The following is a 20,281-nucleotide window of genomic DNA, read 5'->3' as shown; positions in this document are numbered from 1 at the left end:
ATGGGCGGATGCTTGGCCTTTCACTGCTCGCCACCCTCGTTGCACTTTTGGTCGCGGGTGCGGCGATCGCCGGCGTGCTGCAGCGGTTCGTCACCCAGGGGCTCGACCAGCGGCTCGATGCCGAATTGTCGCTGCTTGCCGGTGCGGTCGATGGCGATGGGCGGATCGACCGGGTGCGACTGACACGGCTTCGTGGCCTGCTCGATGCCGGCCCCGGCTGGCAATGGCAGATCAGCGGTCCGGCACAGACGGTGAGTTCCGCCGAGCTTCCGGCGCTGCGGACGCCCGGCCCGGCACCGCGAGACGCGCTGCGCGGGGAAGGGGAGGCGCGTCCGCAACCACTGGAAGGGCGGGACGGGATCCATGCTCGACGGATTTCGATCGCGACGGACGCGGGGCCGGTGGTGCTGACCGCGGCGGCACCGCGCGATGTCGTCGCCCGACCGATCCGGGCGGCGGTGGTGCCGTTGCTTGCGACGCTCGGCATCCTTGGCATCCTGCTGGGCGTTGCGACGCTGGTGCAGGTGCGGATCGGGTTGCGACCGCTGCGCGCGTTGCGCGACGGCGTTGCTGCGATGCGCAGGGGGGCCGCCGGTGTGTCCGAAACGCAGCCTGACGAGCTTCGTCCGCTCGCGATCGAACTTAACGCACTGGCGCGGGACAACGCGGCGGCGCTCGCAACCGCGCGCGCGTCGGCGGCCAATCTGGCGCATGCGCTGAAAACCCCGGTCGCGACGCTTGCACTGACGGTGCGTGACGATCCCGCCCAGGCGGCGCAGCTTGCCCGGATCGACGCAACGATCCGGCATCATCTTGCTCGGGCACGCAACATCGCCGGCGGTCATGCGAGCCGCACCGCACTCGCTCCCGCGATCGCCGATCTGGTATCGACCATTCGGCGGCTGAGGATGGAGCGCAGCATCGTGATCGATGCGGCGATCGACCCGGCGCTGCGCGTTGCGGTCGATGCTGCGGATTTTGACGAGCTGGCGGGAAATCTGATCGACAATGCCGCGCGGCATGCGCGAACGACGGTGCGTGTCGCCGCGATGTTCGATCAGGGCATGATCCGGCTCAGCGTCGTCGACGATGGCCCGGGCATCGCGCTGGCGGACCGTCAGCGGGCGACCGATGCTGGCGTGCGGCTCGACGAACGTGAGGACGGCCATGGGTTCGGACTGGCGATCGCGCGCGAGCTCGCGGCGCTGTATGGCGGCGTGCTGGTCCTCGACGATGCCCCAGGCGGTGGGCTCTCGGCTTCGGTCACATTGCCGATCGGTACCGCGGTCTAGGACTGGCCGGAATGCGCGGCGATCAGGTCCGCGGCGTTTGGACGGCGCAGGATGCAGATGCCGTCATCGCGATAGTCGATCAGCCCCATCGCGACAAAGGCGTCGAGCCAGCCCTGCATCGGCCACCAGCCCCAGCGCGCATGGAATACCGTTGCGTTGCGGACGATGTCGTCGAGATGCTGGACGGGCGGATCATAGCTGTCGTGATACTGATGACAGGCGATCGCCCCACCGACGAAGATCAGCGGGGTTTGTGCATGCTCGGCGCGAAAGCCGAAGTCGGTGTCCTCCGCGCCATAGCCGACGAACGCCTCGTCAAAGCCACCCAGCATGTCGAACCGTGATCGGCGGATCGCGAACGCCAGCGACCAGAACAGGCCGGGATTGGTTTCGCGCCGCGTGCCCGTTGCGGGAAAGCTGCGCACCGGATGTGGCCGCCCGGTTGCCAGCAGGACCTCTTCGTTCCATGTCCAACGCGCGTCGTCGGGTCCGAGATAGCGGATATCCGCGCAGAGCAACGCATCGTCCGCATCGAGTACCGCACCCATCCTGCCAAGGCACTGCGCCATCGGGATACAGTCTACGTCGAGGAACAGCAGATGTGCAGACGTCGCGTGCCGTGCTGCAAGGTTGCGCGCGGCGGCAAGCGCGAGAGTGCCGGTCTGGAGCCGATGGACGTGGACGGGGAAGGGCGCCTCCGGCTGCGCGACCGGGTCGCTGCTCATGTCGACGACGATCAGTTCGGCGGGGGCGACAGCGCTCCGTTTCAAGCCCTCGACCAGCTGGATCAGATGGGGTTCGCGGTCCTTGACGAGGGTCAGGACGGAGAGCGGCGTCATCGCAGGGACCACAGGTCGAGGCGGTACGCGGCGGTCCGTTCCGCACGCTCGACCGCAAAATCGCCGAGCCGGTCGCGCAGCTTGGTGACGGCTGCGTCGCCGGTCTGTGGATAGTCGGTATCGCCCGTCCAGTGTACGAGCATGATGCGGCAATCGGGCGTGGCGCTGGCGCGGATCGCCGCGGCTGCGCGCTCGATGTCAGCGTCGTCCCAATAATAGACGACCTCCGACAGCACGACGAGATCGAACGCGTCGTCCGGCGTCTCGGCCGGGAAGCCACAGCGGGCGATCGTGACATTGGGCAGTGCGGCGCAGCGCGACCGGGCAAGCTCGACGGCGCGCAGGCTGATGTCGATCGAGGTCAGGGTATCGCACAAAGGCGCAAGCCGCGCGGTCAGCACGCCGTGGGCGCAGCCGATCTCAAGGGCGGAACGATAGCGTCGATCGTCGATCGCGGCGATCGTCGCATCGAACTTTGCGGCTTCATACGGGCTCGAGGCGAGCGACCAGGGATCATCGTCGCCGGTGAAGACGTCGTCGAAATAGCGCGCGTCGAGGCTATGGTCGGGTCGCATGTCGGTTCGCCAGATAGAGGAGATCGGTGCCCGGCATGCGCTGCTGCGCGCGGGGCAGGCGAAAGCCGTCGCCCATCAATCCAGTCAACTGGCTGCGGTGCGCGCGGAGCGCGGCGCTGCGCCGGGCGGTCGGCATCGCCGCGGTGCGGACGACGCGCTTCCCTTCGGGGCGTTCGCCCCAGACGGCATATTCGAAAATCGCGACCGGCCTGCGCGCCGCGCGCGCGGCATGCACCGCAAGCGTGAAGCACGCGGCATGGTCACAATGCGGCTCGCCTGCCGCGGTTGTCGCGATCGCGTCGACCGCGTGCCGGCGCAACAGGGCCGCGAGTTGCCGCACGGACCGACGGAACGCGGCGCTTTCGGGGCGGTGCGGGTTTGCATCGTGCCAGTCGAGAAACCGCGGGACGATCCGCCATTCGCCGGTCAACAGCGCGACGGCATGTCGTGCCTCACTGCGCCGTCGCCGGATAAGCGCGCTACGATCCGCCGGCGTCGGGCAGGGATGCGAACCCGATCCGTCGGTCAGGATCATCACCCCGGCAAGGCGATTGCGCGCTGCCGTATCGGCGATCAATGCCCCCGTGCCGAGCGTTTCATCATCGGCGTGCGGCGCGAGCACCAGCCACCGCGCGCTGCGCCAAGGACTTCGGCTCAGTGCAGTCGCGGGGGTCACCACAAGCGGTCGCCGGCGCCCCAGACGTCGCGGTCGAGCCAGGCAAGCGCCGCCTGATCGCGCGCATAATCGGGGCCTGCCTGACGCAGATAGAGGCTGAGGTCGCGGCTGATCTTGTCCGCACGCTCACCATCAAACGCGCTGCGCGTACCGAGAAGACGCGCGGTGGCTTCCATGACGTCGAGCGCGGCACGTTCGACGACCCCGCGCGTCATCTGGACGAAGATGGTGGCGTCGGCCTCCTCACGCGCGGCACGTCCCGCAGCCTCGCGGATCCACAGATAGGCGGTGCGCGCGGCAACGACCGCCTCGGCGAAGCGCGCACGCTGGACGGGATCGCCGCGTGCAGTGTCGGACAAGGCGCGCCGGGTCTCGGTCAGCAGCCCCTCCATGCCGCCAAGCTGAACCGCCAGGAACCGCCATGCGCCCGCGGTGAACCGGGGTTCGCGGTCATAGTCGCCCGGTGCGCCTAGCGTCTGCATGACGCCGGCGGGATAGCCCGAACATTCGTAGCGACCACTCATGCTCGCGCGCATGCCGCGCACGCGCCAGCGGGACGCGTCGGTACGCACGGGATCATCGGCCGGGATGACGACGATCGGACGCTGGCCCGCCGCCGGACGCGCGGTGACGATCGCGTAATCGATACCGCCGGCGCCGCTTGCGAAGTGCTTGGCCCCATCGAGCACAGGGCCGTCAGGACCGTCGGTTACCGCGACGCCGGGCGGAGGCTCGGTCGCCCAGACGCCGAACCAGGCGCCGCGGTCGAGTTCGGTATCGAGCCAAGCGAGCTGATCCGCCGATGCATACCAGTCGAACAGCGCGAGCGCGTTGACATGGCCCTCGAACAGCCGCCCGACGCTAAGGTCACCGCGTCCGACCGTCCGCAGCGCATCGAACAGCTCATCCGGTGCACCATTGGCTTGCCCACCAAGCTCCCGCGGGGCGAACCGCCGGTGCAGGCCGTGGCGGACCAGAGCTGCCATGCTGTCCGCGGGAAACATCGGGGCGGCATCATAACGCTCGCCGCAGGACGCGAGCGTCTCGACGAGGTCGAGGGACGGCGTAGCGGGGGCCGGCCGTGCAGTCGGGCCACTCATCGGTCGAGCCCCAGCGGCATGTCGCAGCGCATTGGCGGGAGCAGGGGTTCATCGCGCGCGACCCCGGCCTCACCGCCCGGCTGGTCGCGTCGCATCCGTCGCCACGCCGCGCGTGCGCGCCACTGATCGAACGACGGCAGAAAAGTGGGCTCGCCGCGCGCCACGCGGACGGACAGCGCCTGCATATGGTCCGCCATGCCCCCGGTCGCGCGACCGATGGTGCGCGCTGACACACGGGTCCACACACTCATCGGATGACCGAGCCGACCGCCTGCCGCGACCGCCGCCTCGACCAGTGCGCGGTCTTCCCCGGCGGGGATAGCGGGGACACCGCCCGCCGCACGGTAGAGCGGGGCAAGAATCGCCAGGCTTGCGCCGGTATGGTCGCCGTGACGGGGCGCCGGATCCCAGCGGCACGGATCGATGTCGTCCTCGATCGCGCGAACACAGGCCCAGTAGCGGTCGAGCTTGACCTGCATCGCATCCATGTCCGCGGCGAGCGGTTCGGCATCGTCGACGACGATCCGGCCGCCGACGATATCAAGCCCCGCGTCGATCGCGCGAAGCATCGCCGAGATCCAGTCTGACGGCGGCCGGGTATCGGCATCGGTGGAGATGAGAACGCCGCGATCCGGATCGATGCGTGCCAAGCCAGCCTCCATCGCCAGGCGTCGTGCGGTGCCGGCGTGCGCACGCTCGGGCGGAAGATCGTGGCACGCTACGGCGAGATGCAGTCGCTCGCCCCAGGCGGCCTGTGCCCGGGCCACCGCGGCGACGCTGTCATCGACGGTGTTATTGATCAAGATCGAGACGCGGATCGGTCCATCGAAGTCCTGCCGCGCAAGGGCGTCGAGCAGAATTGGCAGGCGGTCTGCCTCGTCACGCGCGGGCACGCACACGCAAAAGCGGGCGTCCGTCATGCCGCCCCCGTCAACGTGATCGGATAGTCAGACGCGCGGCCCCGTGCGGCGTGGCGTGTCGGCTGGATCATCTCTTCGTATAAATCCTCATAGCGGTCGATCATGACGTCGGCGTCGCAGATCGCCTCCGCGCGCAGGCGGCAGGCGCGGCGGTCGAGCAGCACCGCCCGCCGCGCGGCATCCGCGAGCGATGCGACATCGTCCGCGCGTGCGAGCGTGCCACAGGACTCGTCGAGGAGCGCCGGAATCGCGCCGCGCGCAAAGGCGGCGACGGGCGTCCCGGACGCGAGGGCTTCGGCGACCACCAGCCCGAACGGTTCTTCCCAGCGAGGCGTGCAGAGGAACGCACTCGCGCCGCCGACGAGCGCGCCGAGTGCCGCATGCTCGAGATGCCCGACATGCGTGACGTCGGCGCCGAGCCGCGGCAGGATCTCGGCTGCATAGTAATCCGGATCGGAGATCGGTCCGGCGATGCGGAGCGGATAGCCTGCCACCCTCGCCGCGTCGATCGCCAGATGAAGGCCCTTTTCGGCGACGATCCGCCCATACCAGACGAGATAGCGGTCGGGACTTGCGGCAGGTTGGAAGGGGAAGCTCGCAAGGTCGATGCCGTTCGGGATCGTCCGGTCGATCGGCGTCACGTGGCTCCACAGACTACGGATCGTATCAGATACGGCAACGAAGCGGATCGATGGTGACTTGCAGAGGCGGATGCCGCTTTCCAGCCAGCAGAACGGGGGTGTGTGCAGCGTCGTGACCATCGGCGTATCGAGCGTTTCCGCCATCGAGACGGGAAGATAGTGGAGCGAGTTGTTGTGGATGACGTCGAACCGTCGATTTCTTAGCATGCTCATCAGCCGCAGATAGGCATGGTGTTCGCGGAAGAACGTCACGTCCTGCGCTTCGGCGGTGCCGGTTTCGAGAAGCGAGGTTTCGTCGCAGATCGCCTCGAGCCCCATTGCCGGATCGGATTTCATCGATGCGAATACTGTGACCGCATGTCCACGTCGGCGTAACGCGGTAGCCAACAGGTGCGTATGCATTTCGAGGCCACCGGCAAAAGGCTCGCGGATGGCATATTTGAGATGCGCAATAATCGCGATTCGCATTCCGACCCCTTCACCAGCGATCACGATCTAGGTCGCGTCGATTCGGTGAGAAACGCATCAATTCGGCTTTTATGTCCGCTACTCGCACCGCGTTTGTGCTAATCTATATCAATACTATAGCGGGTCACGGTCAGACTGCATGTCGGGATGTGCAGCGGCGAAGGCCGGCAGGGTCGCGGCGTTCGCGGCGGCGGTGGCCAGACAGGGGTAGCGTGAGAGATCGACGGCGAAGCGTTCGGCCGCATAGACCTGCGGCACGAGATAGCAGTCGGCCAGCGTCGGCGTGGCGCCAAAGGCATAGCGGTCGCCGTGGCGAGCGATCTGTGGCTCGATCGCATCGAATCCCGCGGTCATCCACCGCGCGATCCAGGCTGATACCTGATCGGGCGTCGCGGCGAAATCTGTCCTGAGTGCATCAAGGATCCGCAGATTGTTGACCGGATGAATGTCGCACCCGATCGTCGCCGCAATGCCGCGCACGATCGCGGCCTCGATCGGATCGGCGGGCAATAGCGGCGCCGCCGGATAGGTCGCGTCGAGCCATTCGAGGATGGCAGGCGACTGCGTCAGGATCGTGCCGTCGCCAATGTCGAGCGCGGGCACCAGCCCTTGCGGGTTAAGCGCGAGATAGCGCGCGTCACGCTGCGCGCCGGTCCTGAGATCGTGCGTGCGCTGCTCATAGGAGCACTGCTTCAGGTTCAGCGCGATCCGCACGCGGTAGGAGGTTGTCGACCGCCAATAGCCGTGCAGGATCATGCCGGCAGCACCGCCTTGGGGAAATCGGCCCAGACAGCGTCATAATCGAGCTGGGCATGTTCCAGCGCATGCGGCGTCGGTCGGTAGGGCCAGCAACTCTCCACCATGAAGGCCATGGTCCCGTCGATCTTGTGCGGCTTGAGATCGGCGTTCGTAGCGGCGGTCCAGCTATCGAGATCGGGACCGTGGCCTGCCATCAGATTGTGCAGGCTCAGACCGCCGGGCGTGAAGCCGGCCGCCTTGGCGTCATAGGCGCCGTGGATCAGACCCATTGCCTCGGACATGACGTTTCGGTGGAACCAGGGCGGGCGGAACGTGTCCTCGGCAACCATCCAGCGCGGCGGGAAGACGACGAAATCGGCATTGGCGCGGCCGGGTACGTCGGAGGGCGAGGTCAGGACGGTGAAGATCGACGGATCGGGATGGTCGAAGCTCACCGTGTTGATCGTATTGAACCGCGCGAGATCATAGCGCCACGGCGCCAGATTGCCGTGCCACGCCACGACGTCGAGCGGACTGTGCTCGAGCGTCGTGCACCACAGCGATCCCATGAATTTCTGGATTACCTCGAACCGCGTGTCGCGATCCTCGAACCAGGCGACCGGCGTTTCGAAATCGCGCGGATTGGCCAGCCCGTTCGCGCCGATTGGACCTAGATCGGGCAGGCGGAACAGCGCGCCGTGGTTTTCCGCGACATAGCCCGTTGCTTGCCCATCGGGTAGCAAAGCCCGGAAACGAACACCGCGCGGGATGAGCGCGATCTGGCCGGGCGCGACCATGATCCGCCCGAGCTCGGTCAGGAGTTCGAGCCGCCCCGCCTGGGGGATGAAGAGCAGTTCGCCATCGGCATCGACAAAGACCCGCGCGGTCATGTCGCGGTTGGCGGCATAGAGGTGGACCGCGACGCCCTCCAGATCCGCAGGATCGCGGGTAGAAAGCATCGTCGTCATGCCGTCGATTAGGTCGGTGCCCGGGGAGGGTGGTGCGCTCGGATCCCAACGCAACCGGTTGGGCGCCAGTGGACCGTCATGCGCGCCCGCGGCAAAGCGGGCGGCGCCGTCATATCGGACATAGGGCGGATGTTCGGCGGTGGGGCGCATGCGGTACAGCCAGCTCCGCCGGTTCTCGTGACGCGGTGCGGTGAAGGCCGTGCCCGACAGCTGCTCGGTGTACAGCCCGAAAGGCGGTCGCTGTGGCGCATTGCGCCCGACGGGCAGCGCGCCCGCGACGGCCTCGGTCGCGACATGGTTGCCGAAACCCGAAATATAGCCGGTGGCGGCCGGGTCATTGGCCATCGTAACACTCTCCTCGCACACCCCTGTTCGACGTGCCGCGGGGGCCGGGGGTTTCGCCAAGGACGATGGCCCCCGGCCAATATGGTGTCAACTGTTACCAGTTTGCGCTGCTTTTGCTTCCTGCCGGAAGCGGTGGAGCAGGGGTTCTGTATAGCCGTTCGGCTGATCAAGCCCTTCGAAGACGAGCGCGCGCGCGGCGCGATAGGCAAGGCTGGTTGCTTCGTGCCCTGCCATCGGCCGATAGTGCTGATCGGAAGCATTCTGTGCATCGACCTTGGCCGCCATCTTCACAAAGGCGGCATCGACCTCGGCGGGCGTCGCGATGCCGTGGAGCATCCAGTTCGCCATATGTTGCGAGCTGATCCGCAGGGTCGCGCGATCTTCCATCAGGCCGATGTCATGAATGTCAGGCACCTTCGAGCAGCCGACGCCCTGGTCGATCCAGCGCACGACATAGCCGAGAATGCCCTGCGCATTGTTCTCGAGTTCGTCGCGGATCTCGTCGGGGGACCAGTTATGGCCGTGTGCGAGCGGGATCGTCAGAAGCGTGTCGAGCGGTGTGACGGGCTCGCTCTGTCGTGCCGCCTGTCGCGCGAAGACGTCAACGCGGTGGTAATGTGTCGCGTGAAGCGTCGCCGCGGTGGGCGAGGGGACCCAGGCGGTGTTGGCGCCGGTCATCGGGTGCGCGATCTTCTGGTCGAGCATGTCCGCCATGCGATCGGGCGCGGCCCACATGCCTTTGCCGATCTGCGCGCGACCGCTGAGGCCGCAGGCGAGGCCGATCTGGACATTGCGATCCTCATAGGCGGCGATCCAGGCGCTGGCCTTCATCTCGCTCTTGCGGATCATCGGTCCGGCGCGCATCGCGGTGTGCATCTCGTCGCCCGTGCGGTCGAGGAAGCCCGTGTTGATGAACACGATGCGGTCCTTCACCGCGGCGATGCAGGCGGCCAGATTGGCCGAAGTGCGGCGTTCCTCGTCCATTACGCCGACCTTGATCGTGTGGCGGTCGAGGCCGAGCAGATCCTCGATCGCGTCGAACAGCCGATTGGTGAAGCCCGCTTCGTCGGGGCCGTGCATCTTCGGCTTGACGATGTAGATCGAACCCTGGCGGCTGTTCCGGAAGCGGCCGGTGCCGTTCAGATCGTGCAGCGCGATCAGCGCGGTCACGATCCCGTCGAGAATGCCCTCGGGCGCCTCCGTCCCATCGGGCAGACGGATTGCGGGCGTGGTCATCAGATGGCCGACATTGCGGACGAACAACAGGCTGCGTCCCGGCAGGATGATTTCGGACCCGTCCTGCGCGATGTAGCGCCGGTCGTCCTCCAAGGACCGGGTCAGCGTCCGGCCTCCCTTGTCGAACTGCGCCTCCAGATCACCCTTCATCAGGCCCAGCCAATTGGCATAGGCCGCGACCTTGTCGTCGGCGTCGACCGCGGCAACCGAATCCTCGAGGTCGACGATCGTCGTGAGCGCGGATTCGAGCCGGACATCGGCGAGTCCGGCGGGGTCGGACGCGCCGATCGGATGGTCGCGATCGATGACAAGCTCGATGTGCAGGCCATTGTGGCGCAAGAGGATCGTGCTGCCGGCATGGCCGCGGAGCTGATCCGGTTGTGCCAGCACGGGCGGGCTGCCGTCCCAGTCGGTCCACGAACCCGTCGCAAGCGGCACGCTGGAATCGAGGAACGCCTTGGCCCAGGCGATCACCTGTGCACCGCGGTCCGGATCATAGCCCCGACCGGACGGCGTTCCGGGGATCACGTCGGTGCCGTAGAGTGCGTCGTACAGGCTGCCCCAGCGCGCGTTTGCGGCGTTGAGGACGAACCGGGCGTTGAGGACCGGCACGACCAGCTGCGGGCCTGCCAGCCGTGCCACCTCGTCATCGACGCGGGTCGAGGTCGCCACGAACGGCGCAGGCTCCTCAACGAGATAACCGATCTCACGGAGGAAGCGCGCCTGGGCATCCGGATCGACGGGGCGGCCGCCAAGCGCGCTGTACCAGGCGTCGATCTTCGCTTGCAGCGCATCGCGGCGGGCAAGCAGCGCGCGATTTTCGGGTCCGAAGCGGGCGTAGATGTCGGCCATTCCGGACCAGAAGGCGGACGGGTCGACTCCCGTGCCGGGCAGCGCCTGGTCTTCGAGGAACCGTGCCAGCGGTGCGGCGACACGCAGCCCCGCCTTGTCGATCATGTCGTCTGACGTCGCGGTCATCGCTCTCTCCCTATCTGACGACCATCCTATACGACCGCCAGGCTGTTCGGTAGACGATCAAGTGTTGAAGCTGTCGATCACTGGGGGAATGAATGGATCCGGATGCCGCCTTGTTCGTCGACGTCGTCGCGACAGGAAGCCTGAGCGGAGCTGCCCGCTTGCGCGGCATCTCCCCGGCGATGGTATCGAAACGGATCGTCCGGCTCGAGACGCGGCTCGGAGTGCGGCTGCTCAATCGTACGACGCGGCGGCTCGAGCCGACGGCGCGAGGGGAGCGGTATCACGCGGACATGGTCGCAATCCTTACCGCGATTCGGGAGGCCGAGGGGCGGGTCGGCGACCGGGCCGCCGGGCCGAGCGGTCCGCTCCGCGTCAGCGCGCCGACGTCTTTCGGGCGCTTGCATATCGCACCTAGGCTCAAGCCTTTTCTCGATGCGCATCCCGACATCGCGCTGGAACTGAACCTGTCCGACGGCTTTTCGGACCTGCTCGGCGAGGGTATCGACCTCGCGATCCGGATCGCGCCGACGGTCGAGCCGGGTTTTGACGCGCACCGGCTGGGCGACAGCCGCCGGGTCCTGTGCGCCGCACCCGCCTATCTCGAAATGGCGGGAATTCCCGGCAGCGCGGCGGCGCTGGGTGACCATCGGCTGCTCGCGGCGCGCGGGCAGATGCCGTGGCGGCTGACGGGGTCTGACGGCGATTTCACGATCGATGCCGCGAGCCACGTGCGCACGAATTCGAGCGAGGTCGTGAGAGAACTCGCGCTGTCGGGCGTGGGGATCGCGCTGCGGTCGCTGTGGGACGTCAGCAGTGATCTGGCGGCGGGGCGGCTCGTTCGCGTCCTGCCGGCGATCGAGGGGAGCGCGGATGTGGGGATCTTCGCGCTGCACCCGCGCGGTGCAGTGCCGTCGTCGGTTGTCGCGCTGCTCGACTATTTGCGGACGTTGTGGACACCGTCACCGCCCTGGGCCGGCTGATCGAGCGCGCTGGTCACCGCGTCGATCCGACGGAGCATCGCCGTGAACGCGGCGACTTCGGCCGGGTCGAACTGTGCAAAGATCCGCGCCTCCAGATCGCGTGCCTTGGGTGCGACCGCAGCGTAAAGCGTGCGCCCGGCATCGCTGAGCATCAACAGGTGCGAGCGACGGTCGCTGGCATTGGCGCGCCGTTCGAGAAGGCCGCGCTCGACCAGCGCGATGGCCGCGCGGCTTACCGTAACCTTATCCATGCGCGTACGATGACCGATTTCCGCCTGGGTGATGCCGCCGGTTTCGGCGATGACGGCGACCAGCCGCCATTCGGGGATCGAGAGACCGAACAGCGATTCATAGCTGCGCGCGATCGTGTCGCTGACGAGGTTCGACGTGAACGACAGCCGGAATGGGATGAAGTCGTCGAGCAGCAGTGGGCGGTCGGATGAAGCGGTCATGGCACGGGATAGTATCAGTTGACACGATCTGCGCAAACGCGCAGTTGGTATCCAACGATACTATAAAGCTGTGAGAGGCTGTCGCATCATGGAGCATATGGACGTCAACCCGATGGGGTTGGATGGTTTCGAGTTCTGCGAGTTCACATCGCCCGATCCGGCGGCGATGGGCAAACAGTTCGAGCAATTGGGTTTCGTGCCCGCGTCCCGGCATCCGACCAAGGCAGTGACCCGGTACAAACAGGGTCGCATCAACCTCTTGCTAAACGCCGAGCCGACGGGGCAGGCCGCGACGTTCCGCGCCGACCATGGTCCTTCGGCGAACGGCATGGCGTTCCGTGTTGCGGACGCCAAGGCGGCCTTCGACGCTGCGCTGGCACGCGGCGCGAAGGCGGCCGATGCGTCGCGCGGCGCGCTGGGCGACGAGAGCTACGCGCTGGAGGGGATCGGCGGATCGTTGCTCTATCTCGTCGACCGTCATGGCGGCGCGGGCAGCTTGTACGATGCGTGGGATCAGATCCCGGGCGCGGCAGAGGCCGAGGCCGAGAATTCGGTCGGTCTCGATCTGCTCGACCATCTTACCCATAACGTAAAGCGCGGGCAGATGCGGACCTGGTCGACCTTTTACGGTCAGATTTTCGGGTTCGAAGAGCAGAAATATTTCGACATCAAGGGCAAGGCGACGGGCCTGTTCAGCCAGGCGATGATCGCGCCCGATCGCGCGATCCGGATCCCGCTGAACGAGAGCCAGGACGACCACAGCCAGATCGAGGAGTTCATCCGCGACTATAATGGCGAAGGCATCCAGCATCTCGCGCTGACCACCGACGATATCTACACGACCGTCGAGAAACTGCGGGCTCGCGGCGTCCGGCTGCAGGACACGATCGAGACCTATTACGAACTGGTCGACAAGCGCGTGCCGAACCATGGCGAGGATCTCCAGCGGCTGCGGCGCAACCGGATCCTGCTCGACGGCAATGTCGGTGAGGAGGGGCTGCTGCTCCAGATCTTCACCGAACCGCTGTTCGGGCCGATCTTTTTCGAGGTCATCCAGCGCAAGGGCAATGAGGGGTTCGGCAACGGCAACTTCCAGGCGCTGTACGAGTCGATTGAACTCGACCAGATCCGGCGTGGGGTGATCACGGTCGACGCGTGACGACGTCATGACGGACATGCAGGGCCAGCCGGGCGACGACAGTGCCGTGAGCGATGCGCCGTCGTCGGTGCGGCTGTTCGCCACGCCGGCCGGGATCGCGCTCGGGTCGATCGAGGCGATCGCACCCGGCCAGTCGAGAGGCTATGTCGTGCAGATGCGCGCGGGGCGGTTCCACGGCTTTGCGGTCCGGCGCGGTGACGGCGTCGTCGGCTATGTCGATCGCTGCCCGCACGCCGGACTGCCACTGGCGCGCGCCCTCGACAACTATCTGAGCCCGAATGGCGACCTGATCGTCTGTGGATGGCATTCCGCACTGTTCAGAATCGACGATGGCCGCTGCGTCGGCGGCCCCTGCGTGGGTCAAGCGCTTGCGGTCTGGCCGATCACGGTCGTAGACGGCGTGATCACGACGCTCGGCGCGACGGCTGCGGTCCCTGACCCTCGCTGAGCATCGGGCGAGAACGGTAAAGAGAACAGCCCGGCAAGCCACGGGATTAATACGGTAAGGAGAGTTTCGTGACGCCAGATTTCGACTTCGCGCTGGGCGAAGCCGCGGACATGATCCGCGACACGACGCAGCGTTTTGCGAAGGAGAAGATCGCTCCGCTGGCTGCGAAGATCGATGCGGACGACTGGTTTCCCCGCGAGCTCTGGCCGGCAATGGGCGAGTTGGGGCTTCACGGCATCACCGTCGAGGAAGAGTATGGCGGGCTCGGGCTCGGCTATCTCGAGCATGTTGTCGCGGTCGAAGAAGTGTCGCGCGCATCGGCGTCGATCGGCTTGAGCTATGGCGCGCATTCCAATCTGTGCGTCAATCAGATCCGTCGCTGGGGCAATGCCGAGCAAAAGGCGAAATATCTGCCAAAGCTGGTGTCGGGCGAGCATGTCGGAAGCTTGGCAATGTCCGAGGCCGGGGCGGGATCCGACGTCGTGTCGATGAAGCTGAAGGCGGTGAGGACCGAGAGCGGCTATGTCCTGAACGGCACCAAGTTCTGGATCACCAACGCGGCCTATGCGGATACGCTCGTCGTCTATGCGAAGACGGGCGAGGGATCGAAGGGGATCACCGCCTTCCTGATCGAGAAGGACATGCCGGGTTTCGCGATCGGGCAGAAGATCGACAAGATGGGCATGCGGGGCTCCCCGACTGCCGAGCTCGTCTTCACCGATTGCCACGTGCCGTTCGACGCGGTGATGGGACCGGAGAATGGCGGCGTCGGCGTGCTGATGTCGGGCCTCGACTATGAGCGCGCGGTGCTCGCGGGCATTCAGCTCGGCATCATGCAGGCCTGTCTCGACGTGGTCATCCCCTATGTCCGCGAACGCAGGCAGTTCGGGACCGCGATCGGCCAGTTCCAGCTGATCCAGGCGAAGGTCGCCGACATGTATGTCGCGCTGAGTTCCGCACGTGCCTATGTCTATGCCGTCGCGCGGTCCTGCGATGCGGGCAAGACGACGCGGTTCGACGCAGCGGGCGCGATCCTGCTGGCGAGCGAGAGCGCGGTGAAGGTCTCGCTGGAATCGATCCAGGCTCTGGGTGGCGCGGGCTATACCAAGGACTGGCCGGTCGAGCGTTTCATGCGCGACGCCAAGCTGCTCGACATCGGCGCGGGAACAAACGAGATCCGCCGGATGCTGATCGGACGCGAACTTATCGGTGCCGCGCCCAAGGTGATGCAATGAGCGTGCGGATCAGGTCGCGGCGGGGTGAACGGTGAGCGGTCCCGTCCTCGATACGAAGCTTTCGGTCGACGCCGAGACGTTCCAGGCGAATGCGGCGCACAACCGCGCACTCGCCCAGCGCCTGCGCGACGACGTTGCGCGCGTCGCGCTCGGCGGGGACGTCCGGTCGCGCGACCGGCACGTTGCGCGTGGCAAGCTGCTGCCGCGCGACCGGGTCGAGCGCTTGCTCGATCCGGGTTCGCCGTTTCTCGAGATCGGCCAACTTGTTGCCAATGGCCTGTATGACGACGCGGTCCCCGGCGCGGGAGTGATTGCGGGGATCGGCCGCGTGGCCGGGCGGCAGTGCATGATTTTGTGCAATGATGCGACGGTGAAGGGAGGGACCTATTTCCCGCTGACTGTCAAGAAACATCTGCGAGCGCAGGAAATCGCACAGGAAAATCGTCTGCCGTGCATCTATCTCGTCGATAGTGGCGGAGCGAACCTGCCCCATCAGGCGGAGGTGTTCCCCGATCGCGAGCATTTCGGTCGGATCTTCTACAACCAGGCGCAGATGTCGGCGCTGGGGATTCCGCAGATTGCCTGTGTGATGGGGAGCTGCACTGCGGGCGGCGCCTACGTCCCGGCCATGTCCGACGAGACGATCATCGTCCGCGGGCAGGGCACGATCTTTCTTGCTGGGCCGCCGCTAGTCAAGGCGGCGACGGGCGAGGTGATTTCTGCGGAGGACCTCGGTGGTGCGGACACGCACGGGCGACGGTCGGGGGTGGTAGATCATGTTGCGGAATCGGACGACCACGCGCTGACGATCGTTCGCGACATCGTCTCGACCTTGCCGCCACAGGTCCCTGTCACGGTGAACCGGCAACCGACGCGCGCCCCGAAATACGACGCCGAGGGGCTTTATGGTGTCGTGCCGTCCGACGTCCGCGCACCCTATGACGTGCACGAAGTGATCGCACGGCTCGTCGATGGCAGCGAATTCCATGCGTTCAAGGCGCTCTATGGTACCTCGCTGGTGTGCGGGTTCGCGCATATCCACGGACTCCCCGTCGCGATCCTCGCCAACAATGGCGTCCTGTTCAGCGAAAGCGCACAGAAGGGCGCGCATTTCATCGAGCTCGCCTGCCAGCGCAAGGTACCGCTGCTGTTCCTCCAGAACATCTCGGGCTTCATGGTCGGCGGGAAGTATGAGGCGGAAGGCATTGCCAAACATGGTGCAAAGCTCGTGACGGCAGTCGCGACCGCGACCGTGCCGAAGATCACGGTGCTGATCGGCGGCAGTTTCGGCGCCGGCAATTACGGCATGTGCGGACGCGCCTATTCGCCGCGCTTCCTGTTCAGCTGGCCGAACAGCCGGATCAGCGTGATGGGCGGCGAACAGGCGGCCTCGGTCCTCGCCACCGTTCACCGCGACGCGGACGACTGGACGGCGGAGGAGGCCGAAGCGTTCAAGGCGCCGGTTCGTCAGAAATATGAGGACGAGGGGAATCCCTGGTACGCGACCGCGCGGCTGTGGGACGACGGGATCATCGATCCCGCGCAGACCCGCGACGTGCTCGGCCTCGCGCTCGCCGCGACGCTCAACGCTCCCATCGCCGAACGCCCCGCGTTCGGTGTATTCAGGATGTAAGCCGATGATCCTGCTATCGTTTCTGCTGGCCGCGGGTCAAATCACACCGGTCCAGCCGATCGTCAAAGGGACCGGCTTGCCGCCAGCCGTGGTGACCGAGGAGGCCGGCGTCATGGTGCCGATCGACGCGATGTTCGCCGCGTTGGCCGCCCGCGATGGCCAGGCACTGCTCGCACAAGCGCGCCCCGAGGGGGGCGCTACGGCCGTGGAAGAAAAGGCCGACGGCACGCGCATCGTCCGCCGGACCGGCTGGTCCGAGTTCGCCGCCGGTCTGAAGCCCGGACCGGAGCGATATGCGGAACGCCTGACGGATCCCGCGGTGGATATCGATGGCGATATCGCGATGGTATGGTCGCCCTATGTCTTCACCATCGACGGCCGGGTCGCGCATTGCGGGACCGACCATTTCGACATGGTGCGGGAAGCGGGCCGGTGGAAGATCCTCAACATCACCTGGTCCAAGCGGACCACTGGATGCCCCGCGCAATGATCGAATCACTGCTTATCGCCAACCGCGGCGAGATCGCCTGCCGCATCATTCGCACGGCTCGGGCGTTGGGAATTCGCACGATCGCGGTCTATTCCGATGCCGATGCGGGCGCGCTGCATGTCCGGCACGCTGACGAGGCGGTGCATATCGGTGCGAACCCGGCGCGCGAGAGCTATCTGGTCGGAGAACGGATCATCGCCGCCGCGCTCGCCACCGGCGCCGAGGCAATTCATCCGGGGTACGGGTTCCTGTCCGAGAATGCGGAATTCGCGCAGGCCGTGCTCGACGCAGGGATCCTGTGGGTTGGCCCCGATCCCGACAGCATCCGAGCGATGGGGCTGAAGGATGCTGCGAAGCAGCGGATGATGGCGGCCGGCGTCCCGGTGACACCGGGCTATCTGGGGGAAGACCAGTCGCCCGATCGGCTCCAGCGCGAGGCGGATGCCATCGGCTACCCCGTCCTGATCAAGGCCGTTGCGGGCGGCGGCGGCAAGGGTATGCGCCGCGTCGATGCGTCCGCCGACTTTGCCGACGCGCTCGCGTCGTGCCAGCGCGAAGCCTCCGCTTCGTTCGGCAATACCGACGTGCTGATCGAGAAATATATCCTGTCACCGCGGCATATCGAGGTGCAGGTGTTCGGCGATCGGCAAGGCAACGTCGTCCATCTGTTCGAACGTGACTGTTCGTTGCAGCGCCGGCATCAGAAGGTGATCGAGGAGGCCCCGGCGCCCGGCATGGATGATACGACGCGCGCGGCGATCTGCGCGGCGGCGGTGCGCGCGGCACAGGCCGTGAACTATGTCGGCGCGGGTACGATCGAGTTCATCGCCGATGCGAGCGAAGGCCTGCGCGCCGATCGGATCTGGTTCATGGAAATGAACACCCGGTTGCAGGTCGAGCATCCCGTCACCGAGGAAATCACCGGACAGGACCTTGTCGAGTGGCAGCTGCGGATTGCCAGCGGCGAGGCGTTGCCGCTGCAGCAGCATGATCTTGCGATCCGCGGATGGGCGATCGAGGCGCGGCTCTATGCGGAGGATCCCGCCAAGGGTTTCCTGCCGTCGATCGGGCGGCTCGAGGCGTTCGATCTGGGCGATGCGACGCGGGTCGATACGGGTGTCGAACAGGGGGCGGACATTTCGCCCTATTATGACCCGATGATCGCCAAGGTGATTGCCTGGGGCGACACACGTGAAGCCGCGCGCGAGACGTTGGCGGAGGCGCTGGACAAGGCGGTCGTCTGGCCGGTCCGGTCGAATGCGGGCTTTCTCGTCCAGGCGCTCGACCATCCGGAATTTGTCGCGGGAACGCTCGATACCGGGCTGATCGCCCGCGAAGGTGCGGCGCTGATGCCCCCGGCGCAGCCCAGCGAGGAAGCGCTGATCGCGGCCGCGCGCGCGCTCGTACGCATCGAACCGATGGCGGGCTTTCGCCTCAACGCGGGACCTTTGAAGACGGCGCGGTTCCTGCTCGATGACGACATCGTGACGATCGATCTCGACGGTCGCGGCGTCCATGAACCAGTCGATGCCGCCCTCGTTTCCGATGCCGGGCAGACCTGGCAGTTGCGGCCCTGGCGTGCGTCTGGCGCGGCGATGGGGGCGGCAGCGGATGGCGCGATCTTGTCACCAATGCCGGGACGGATCATCGCGGTCGACGTGGCTGTCGGGGACCGTGTCGCAAAGGGGCAGAAGCTCGTGACACTTGAGGCGATGAAGATGGAGCATTCGCTCGTCGCGCCGTTCGACGGGACGGTTGCCGAACTGACCGCCATCGAAGGCGGGCAGGTGAGCGATGGCATGGTGCTCGCGCGTATCGAGAAGGATGACTGATGGCCGGCCGCTATTTCGACCAATGGGCAGTCGGCGACCGGATCGTCCATGAAATCCGCCGCACCGTCACGGAGACCGACAACCTCCTGTTTTCGACGATGACGCACAACCCGCAGCCGCTGCACCTCGATGCCGAAGCGGCGAAGGCGAGCGAATTCGGCCAGATCCTCGTCAACGGCACCTTCACCTTCGCGCTGATGGTCGGCCTGTCGGTTGGCGACACGACGCTCGGGACGCTCGTCGCCAATCTCGGTTACGACAAGCTCGTGCATCCGAAACCCGTCTTCATCGGCGATACGATGCGCGCCGAGACCGAGGTCGCCGAGCTTAAGCCCAGCCGGTCACGCCCGAACGCCGGGATCGTCACATTCATGCACCAGCTGATCAACCAGCGTGACGAGATCGTCTGTCAGTGCCTCCGCTCGGCGCTGCTGCTGCGGACGTCGGCATGAGGTTGCGCTCGCTGCTGTTCGTGCCCGCAGACCGGCCCGAGCGTTTTGCGAAGGCCGCAGCGAGCGGGGTGGATGCCATCATCCTCGATCTGGAGGACTCGGTCGCACTCTCCCGCAAGGCCGTTGCCCGCGAGGCGGTCCGGGCCGCGTTGCAGGACCATACCGACGTCGTCCGGATGGTGCGGATCAATCCCCTCGACTCGGGGTGGCTGGACGACGATCTCGCTGCCGCGAGGGGGGCCGATGCAATCATGCTGCCCAAGGCGACCGGACCCGCGACCGTCCTCGCGTTGGTCGAGGCTTATGGCGATGACTGTCCGCCGATCCTGCCGATCGCTACCGAAGTGCCTGCCGCGATCTTCACACTGGGCGAATATGCGCGAGTCAACGACCGGTTATGCGGCCTGACCTGGGGCGCCGAAGACCTGCCCGCGGCGATCGGCGCGGCGACCAGTCGGGAGGACGACGGATCCTATACCGAACCCTATAAGCTCGTACGATCGCTGCTGCTGTTCGGCGCACATGCGGCGGACGTCGCGGCGATCGAGACGGTCTATCCCGCAATCGCGGACATTGACGGGCTGGCAGCCTATGCCGCGCGCGGCAGCCGGGACGGCTTTACCGGCATGATGGCGATTCATCCGTCGCAGGTCGCCACGATCAACGCCGCGTTCACGCCGGATGCGGCGACCGTTGCACATGCGCACGCCGTCGTCGCTGCGTTTGCGGCGGCTCCCGAGGCGGGCGCGCTGCAGCTTGATGGGCGGATGATCGATGCGCCGCACTTACGTCAGGCGCGGGCGATCCTCGCGCGACTTTAGGCC

At 66.4% G+C, this 20,281-nt stretch carries 20 protein-coding genes; 10 read left to right on the top strand and 10 right to left on the bottom strand.

The genetic code is table 11. From position 1 onward, the window contains the following. Nucleotides 1-8 precede the first annotated feature (8 nt). The gene (locus tag NEF64_RS11495) at nt 9-1,292 is read left to right on the top strand and encodes a sensor histidine kinase (protein ID WP_056408690.1); all 1,284 of its coding nucleotides are present in this window, start codon (nt 9-11) and stop codon (nt 1,290-1,292) included. Here NEF64_RS11495 and NEF64_RS11490 read toward each other — a convergent pair. The 9 genes from NEF64_RS11490 to NEF64_RS11450 all read right to left on the bottom strand — a co-directional run bounded on the left by NEF64_RS11490 (nt 1,289) and on the right by NEF64_RS11450 (nt 10,776). Continuing rightward, a complete protein-coding gene (locus NEF64_RS11490; RefSeq protein ID WP_056407772.1) occupies nt 1,289-2,131 on the bottom strand; it encodes a glycosyltransferase family 2 protein in 843 nt (280 codons plus the stop codon). The genes NEF64_RS11495 and NEF64_RS11490 overlap by 4 nt on opposite strands. After that, nucleotides 2,128-2,706, bottom strand: coding sequence for an SAM-dependent methyltransferase (locus tag NEF64_RS11485; protein WP_056407774.1), 579 nt, complete (start codon nt 2,704-2,706; stop codon nt 2,128-2,130). The genes NEF64_RS11490 and NEF64_RS11485 overlap by 4 nt, the downstream gene beginning before the upstream one ends. Continuing rightward, nucleotides 2,690-3,382: a PIG-L deacetylase family protein gene (locus tag NEF64_RS11480; RefSeq protein ID WP_235516443.1), complete on the bottom strand. Its 693-nt coding sequence runs from the start codon at nt 3,380-3,382 to the stop codon at nt 2,690-2,692. Before NEF64_RS11480 ends, NEF64_RS11485 begins: the two co-directional genes overlap by 17 nt. Then, nucleotides 3,379-4,482 (bottom strand): acyl-CoA dehydrogenase family protein, encoded by a 1,104-nt coding sequence (locus tag NEF64_RS11475; RefSeq protein WP_252573754.1) that lies wholly within the window; start codon nt 4,480-4,482, stop codon nt 3,379-3,381. The genes NEF64_RS11480 and NEF64_RS11475 overlap by 4 nt, the downstream gene beginning before the upstream one ends. Further along, nucleotides 4,479-5,402, bottom strand: a complete 924-nt coding sequence (locus NEF64_RS11470) for a glycosyltransferase (protein ID WP_056407780.1) — start codon at nt 5,400-5,402, stop codon at nt 4,479-4,481. Before NEF64_RS11470 ends, NEF64_RS11475 begins: the two co-directional genes overlap by 4 nt. After that, complete coding sequence (locus NEF64_RS11465; protein WP_056407782.1) at nt 5,399-6,511, bottom strand: glycosyltransferase family 4 protein; 1,113 nt, start codon at nt 6,509-6,511, stop codon at nt 5,399-5,401. The genes NEF64_RS11470 and NEF64_RS11465 overlap by 4 nt, the downstream gene beginning before the upstream one ends. A gap of 114 nt (nt 6,512-6,625) precedes the next feature. Then, nucleotides 6,626-7,267 (bottom strand): maleylacetoacetate isomerase, encoded by a 642-nt coding sequence (gene maiA, locus NEF64_RS11460; protein WP_031394488.1) that lies wholly within the window; start codon nt 7,265-7,267, stop codon nt 6,626-6,628. Continuing rightward, on the bottom strand, nt 7,264-8,562 hold the full coding sequence (gene hmgA / locus NEF64_RS11455; RefSeq protein WP_056407784.1) for a homogentisate 1,2-dioxygenase: 1,299 nt from the start codon (nt 8,560-8,562) through the stop codon (nt 7,264-7,266). Before hmgA ends, maiA begins: the two co-directional genes overlap by 4 nt. Nucleotides 8,563-8,649: 87 nt before the next feature. Then, nucleotides 8,650-10,776 (bottom strand): malate synthase G, encoded by a 2,127-nt coding sequence (locus tag NEF64_RS11450; protein WP_252573752.1) that lies wholly within the window; start codon nt 10,774-10,776, stop codon nt 8,650-8,652. A gap of 92 nt (nt 10,777-10,868) precedes the next feature. Between NEF64_RS11450 and NEF64_RS11445 the strand changes: the two genes are divergently transcribed. Further along, nucleotides 10,869-11,756, top strand: coding sequence for a LysR family transcriptional regulator (locus NEF64_RS11445; RefSeq protein ID WP_252573750.1), 888 nt, complete (start codon nt 10,869-10,871; stop codon nt 11,754-11,756). Here NEF64_RS11445 and NEF64_RS11440 read toward each other — a convergent pair. Continuing rightward, nucleotides 11,711-12,208 (bottom strand): MarR family winged helix-turn-helix transcriptional regulator, encoded by a 498-nt coding sequence (locus NEF64_RS11440; RefSeq protein WP_056407786.1) that lies wholly within the window; start codon nt 12,206-12,208, stop codon nt 11,711-11,713. The two genes, NEF64_RS11445 and NEF64_RS11440, sit on opposite strands and share 46 nt — an antisense overlap. 88 nt (nt 12,209-12,296) lie before the next feature. Between NEF64_RS11440 and hppD the strand changes: the two genes are divergently transcribed. The 8 genes from hppD (at nt 12,297) to NEF64_RS11400 (ending at nt 20,278) form a co-directional block, all read left to right on the top strand. Next, nucleotides 12,297-13,367, top strand: a complete 1,071-nt coding sequence (gene hppD, locus NEF64_RS11435) for a 4-hydroxyphenylpyruvate dioxygenase (RefSeq protein WP_056407788.1) — start codon at nt 12,297-12,299, stop codon at nt 13,365-13,367. Nucleotides 13,368-13,383: 16 nt separating this feature from the next. Then, entirely contained in the window at nt 13,384-13,815 is a 432-nt protein-coding gene (locus NEF64_RS11430; RefSeq protein ID WP_414711871.1) for a Rieske (2Fe-2S) protein, read from the top strand. A 68-nt stretch (nt 13,816-13,883) separates the two neighbouring features. Continuing rightward, the gene (locus NEF64_RS11425) at nt 13,884-15,050 is read left to right on the top strand and encodes an isovaleryl-CoA dehydrogenase (RefSeq protein WP_031394480.1); all 1,167 of its coding nucleotides are present in this window, start codon (nt 13,884-13,886) and stop codon (nt 15,048-15,050) included. Between the two features lie 31 nt (nt 15,051-15,081). Then, complete coding sequence (locus tag NEF64_RS11420; RefSeq protein WP_056407789.1) at nt 15,082-16,683, top strand: carboxyl transferase domain-containing protein; 1,602 nt, start codon at nt 15,082-15,084, stop codon at nt 16,681-16,683. A 4-nt stretch (nt 16,684-16,687) separates the two neighbouring features. Then, the gene (locus NEF64_RS11415) at nt 16,688-17,173 is read left to right on the top strand and encodes a nuclear transport factor 2 family protein (RefSeq protein ID WP_056407791.1); all 486 of its coding nucleotides are present in this window, start codon (nt 16,688-16,690) and stop codon (nt 17,171-17,173) included. Further along, complete coding sequence (locus NEF64_RS11410; protein WP_056408696.1) at nt 17,170-19,005, top strand: acetyl/propionyl/methylcrotonyl-CoA carboxylase subunit alpha; 1,836 nt, start codon at nt 17,170-17,172, stop codon at nt 19,003-19,005. Before NEF64_RS11415 ends, NEF64_RS11410 begins: the two co-directional genes overlap by 4 nt. Further along, the gene (locus NEF64_RS11405; protein WP_056407793.1) at nt 19,005-19,457 is read left to right on the top strand and encodes a MaoC family dehydratase; all 453 of its coding nucleotides are present in this window, start codon (nt 19,005-19,007) and stop codon (nt 19,455-19,457) included. Before NEF64_RS11410 ends, NEF64_RS11405 begins: the two co-directional genes overlap by 1 nt. Next, a complete protein-coding gene (locus NEF64_RS11400; protein WP_056408698.1) occupies nt 19,454-20,278 on the top strand; it encodes an HpcH/HpaI aldolase/citrate lyase family protein in 825 nt (274 codons plus the stop codon). Before NEF64_RS11405 ends, NEF64_RS11400 begins: the two co-directional genes overlap by 4 nt. The last annotated feature ends 3 nt before the right edge of the window (nt 20,279-20,281 follow it).

It is taken from the genome of Sphingomonas aerolata (assembly GCF_023935825.1).
GTDB classification, from domain to species: Bacteria; Pseudomonadota; Alphaproteobacteria; order Sphingomonadales; family Sphingomonadaceae; genus Sphingomonas; species Sphingomonas aerolata.
This window is presented reverse-complemented; position numbering and strand designations above follow the sequence as displayed.

Excerpts from the sequence above, each read along its gene's own strand:
- NEF64_RS11495 (WP_056408690.1), top strand. The coding sequence starts at position 9 with ATGCTTGGCCTTTCACTGCTCGCCACCCTCGTTGCACTTTTGGTCGCG.
- NEF64_RS11485 (WP_056407774.1), bottom strand. The coding sequence starts at position 2,706 with ATGCGACCCGACCATAGCCTCGACGCGCGCTATTTCGACGACGTCTTC.
- NEF64_RS11450 (WP_252573752.1), bottom strand. The coding sequence starts at position 10,776 with ATGACCGCGACGTCAGACGACATGATCGACAAGGCGGGGCTGCGTGTC.
- NEF64_RS11490 (WP_056407772.1), bottom strand. The coding sequence starts at position 2,131 with ATGACGCCGCTCTCCGTCCTGACCCTCGTCAAGGACCGCGAACCCCAT.
- NEF64_RS11445 (WP_252573750.1), top strand. The coding sequence starts at position 10,869 with ATGGATCCGGATGCCGCCTTGTTCGTCGACGTCGTCGCGACAGGAAGC.
- hppD (WP_056407788.1), top strand. The coding sequence starts at position 12,297 with ATGGAGCATATGGACGTCAACCCGATGGGGTTGGATGGTTTCGAGTTC.
- NEF64_RS11400 (WP_056408698.1), top strand. The coding sequence starts at position 19,454 with ATGAGGTTGCGCTCGCTGCTGTTCGTGCCCGCAGACCGGCCCGAGCGT.
- hmgA (WP_056407784.1), bottom strand. The coding sequence starts at position 8,562 with ATGGCCAATGACCCGGCCGCCACCGGCTATATTTCGGGTTTCGGCAAC.
- NEF64_RS11470 (WP_056407780.1), bottom strand. The coding sequence starts at position 5,402 with ATGACGGACGCCCGCTTTTGCGTGTGCGTGCCCGCGCGTGACGAGGCA.
- NEF64_RS11415 (WP_056407791.1), top strand. The coding sequence starts at position 16,688 with ATGATCCTGCTATCGTTTCTGCTGGCCGCGGGTCAAATCACACCGGTC.
- NEF64_RS11410 (WP_056408696.1), top strand. The coding sequence starts at position 17,170 with ATGATCGAATCACTGCTTATCGCCAACCGCGGCGAGATCGCCTGCCGC.
- NEF64_RS11440 (WP_056407786.1), bottom strand. The coding sequence starts at position 12,208 with ATGACCGCTTCATCCGACCGCCCACTGCTGCTCGACGACTTCATCCCA.
- NEF64_RS11475 (WP_252573754.1), bottom strand. The coding sequence starts at position 4,482 with ATGAGTGGCCCGACTGCACGGCCGGCCCCCGCTACGCCGTCCCTCGAC.
- NEF64_RS11430 (WP_414711871.1), top strand. The coding sequence starts at position 13,384 with ATGCAGGGCCAGCCGGGCGACGACAGTGCCGTGAGCGATGCGCCGTCG.
- maiA (WP_031394488.1), bottom strand. The coding sequence starts at position 7,267 with ATGATCCTGCACGGCTATTGGCGGTCGACAACCTCCTACCGCGTGCGG.
- NEF64_RS11465 (WP_056407782.1), bottom strand. The coding sequence starts at position 6,511 with ATGCGAATCGCGATTATTGCGCATCTCAAATATGCCATCCGCGAGCCT.
- NEF64_RS11405 (WP_056407793.1), top strand. The coding sequence starts at position 19,005 with ATGGCCGGCCGCTATTTCGACCAATGGGCAGTCGGCGACCGGATCGTC.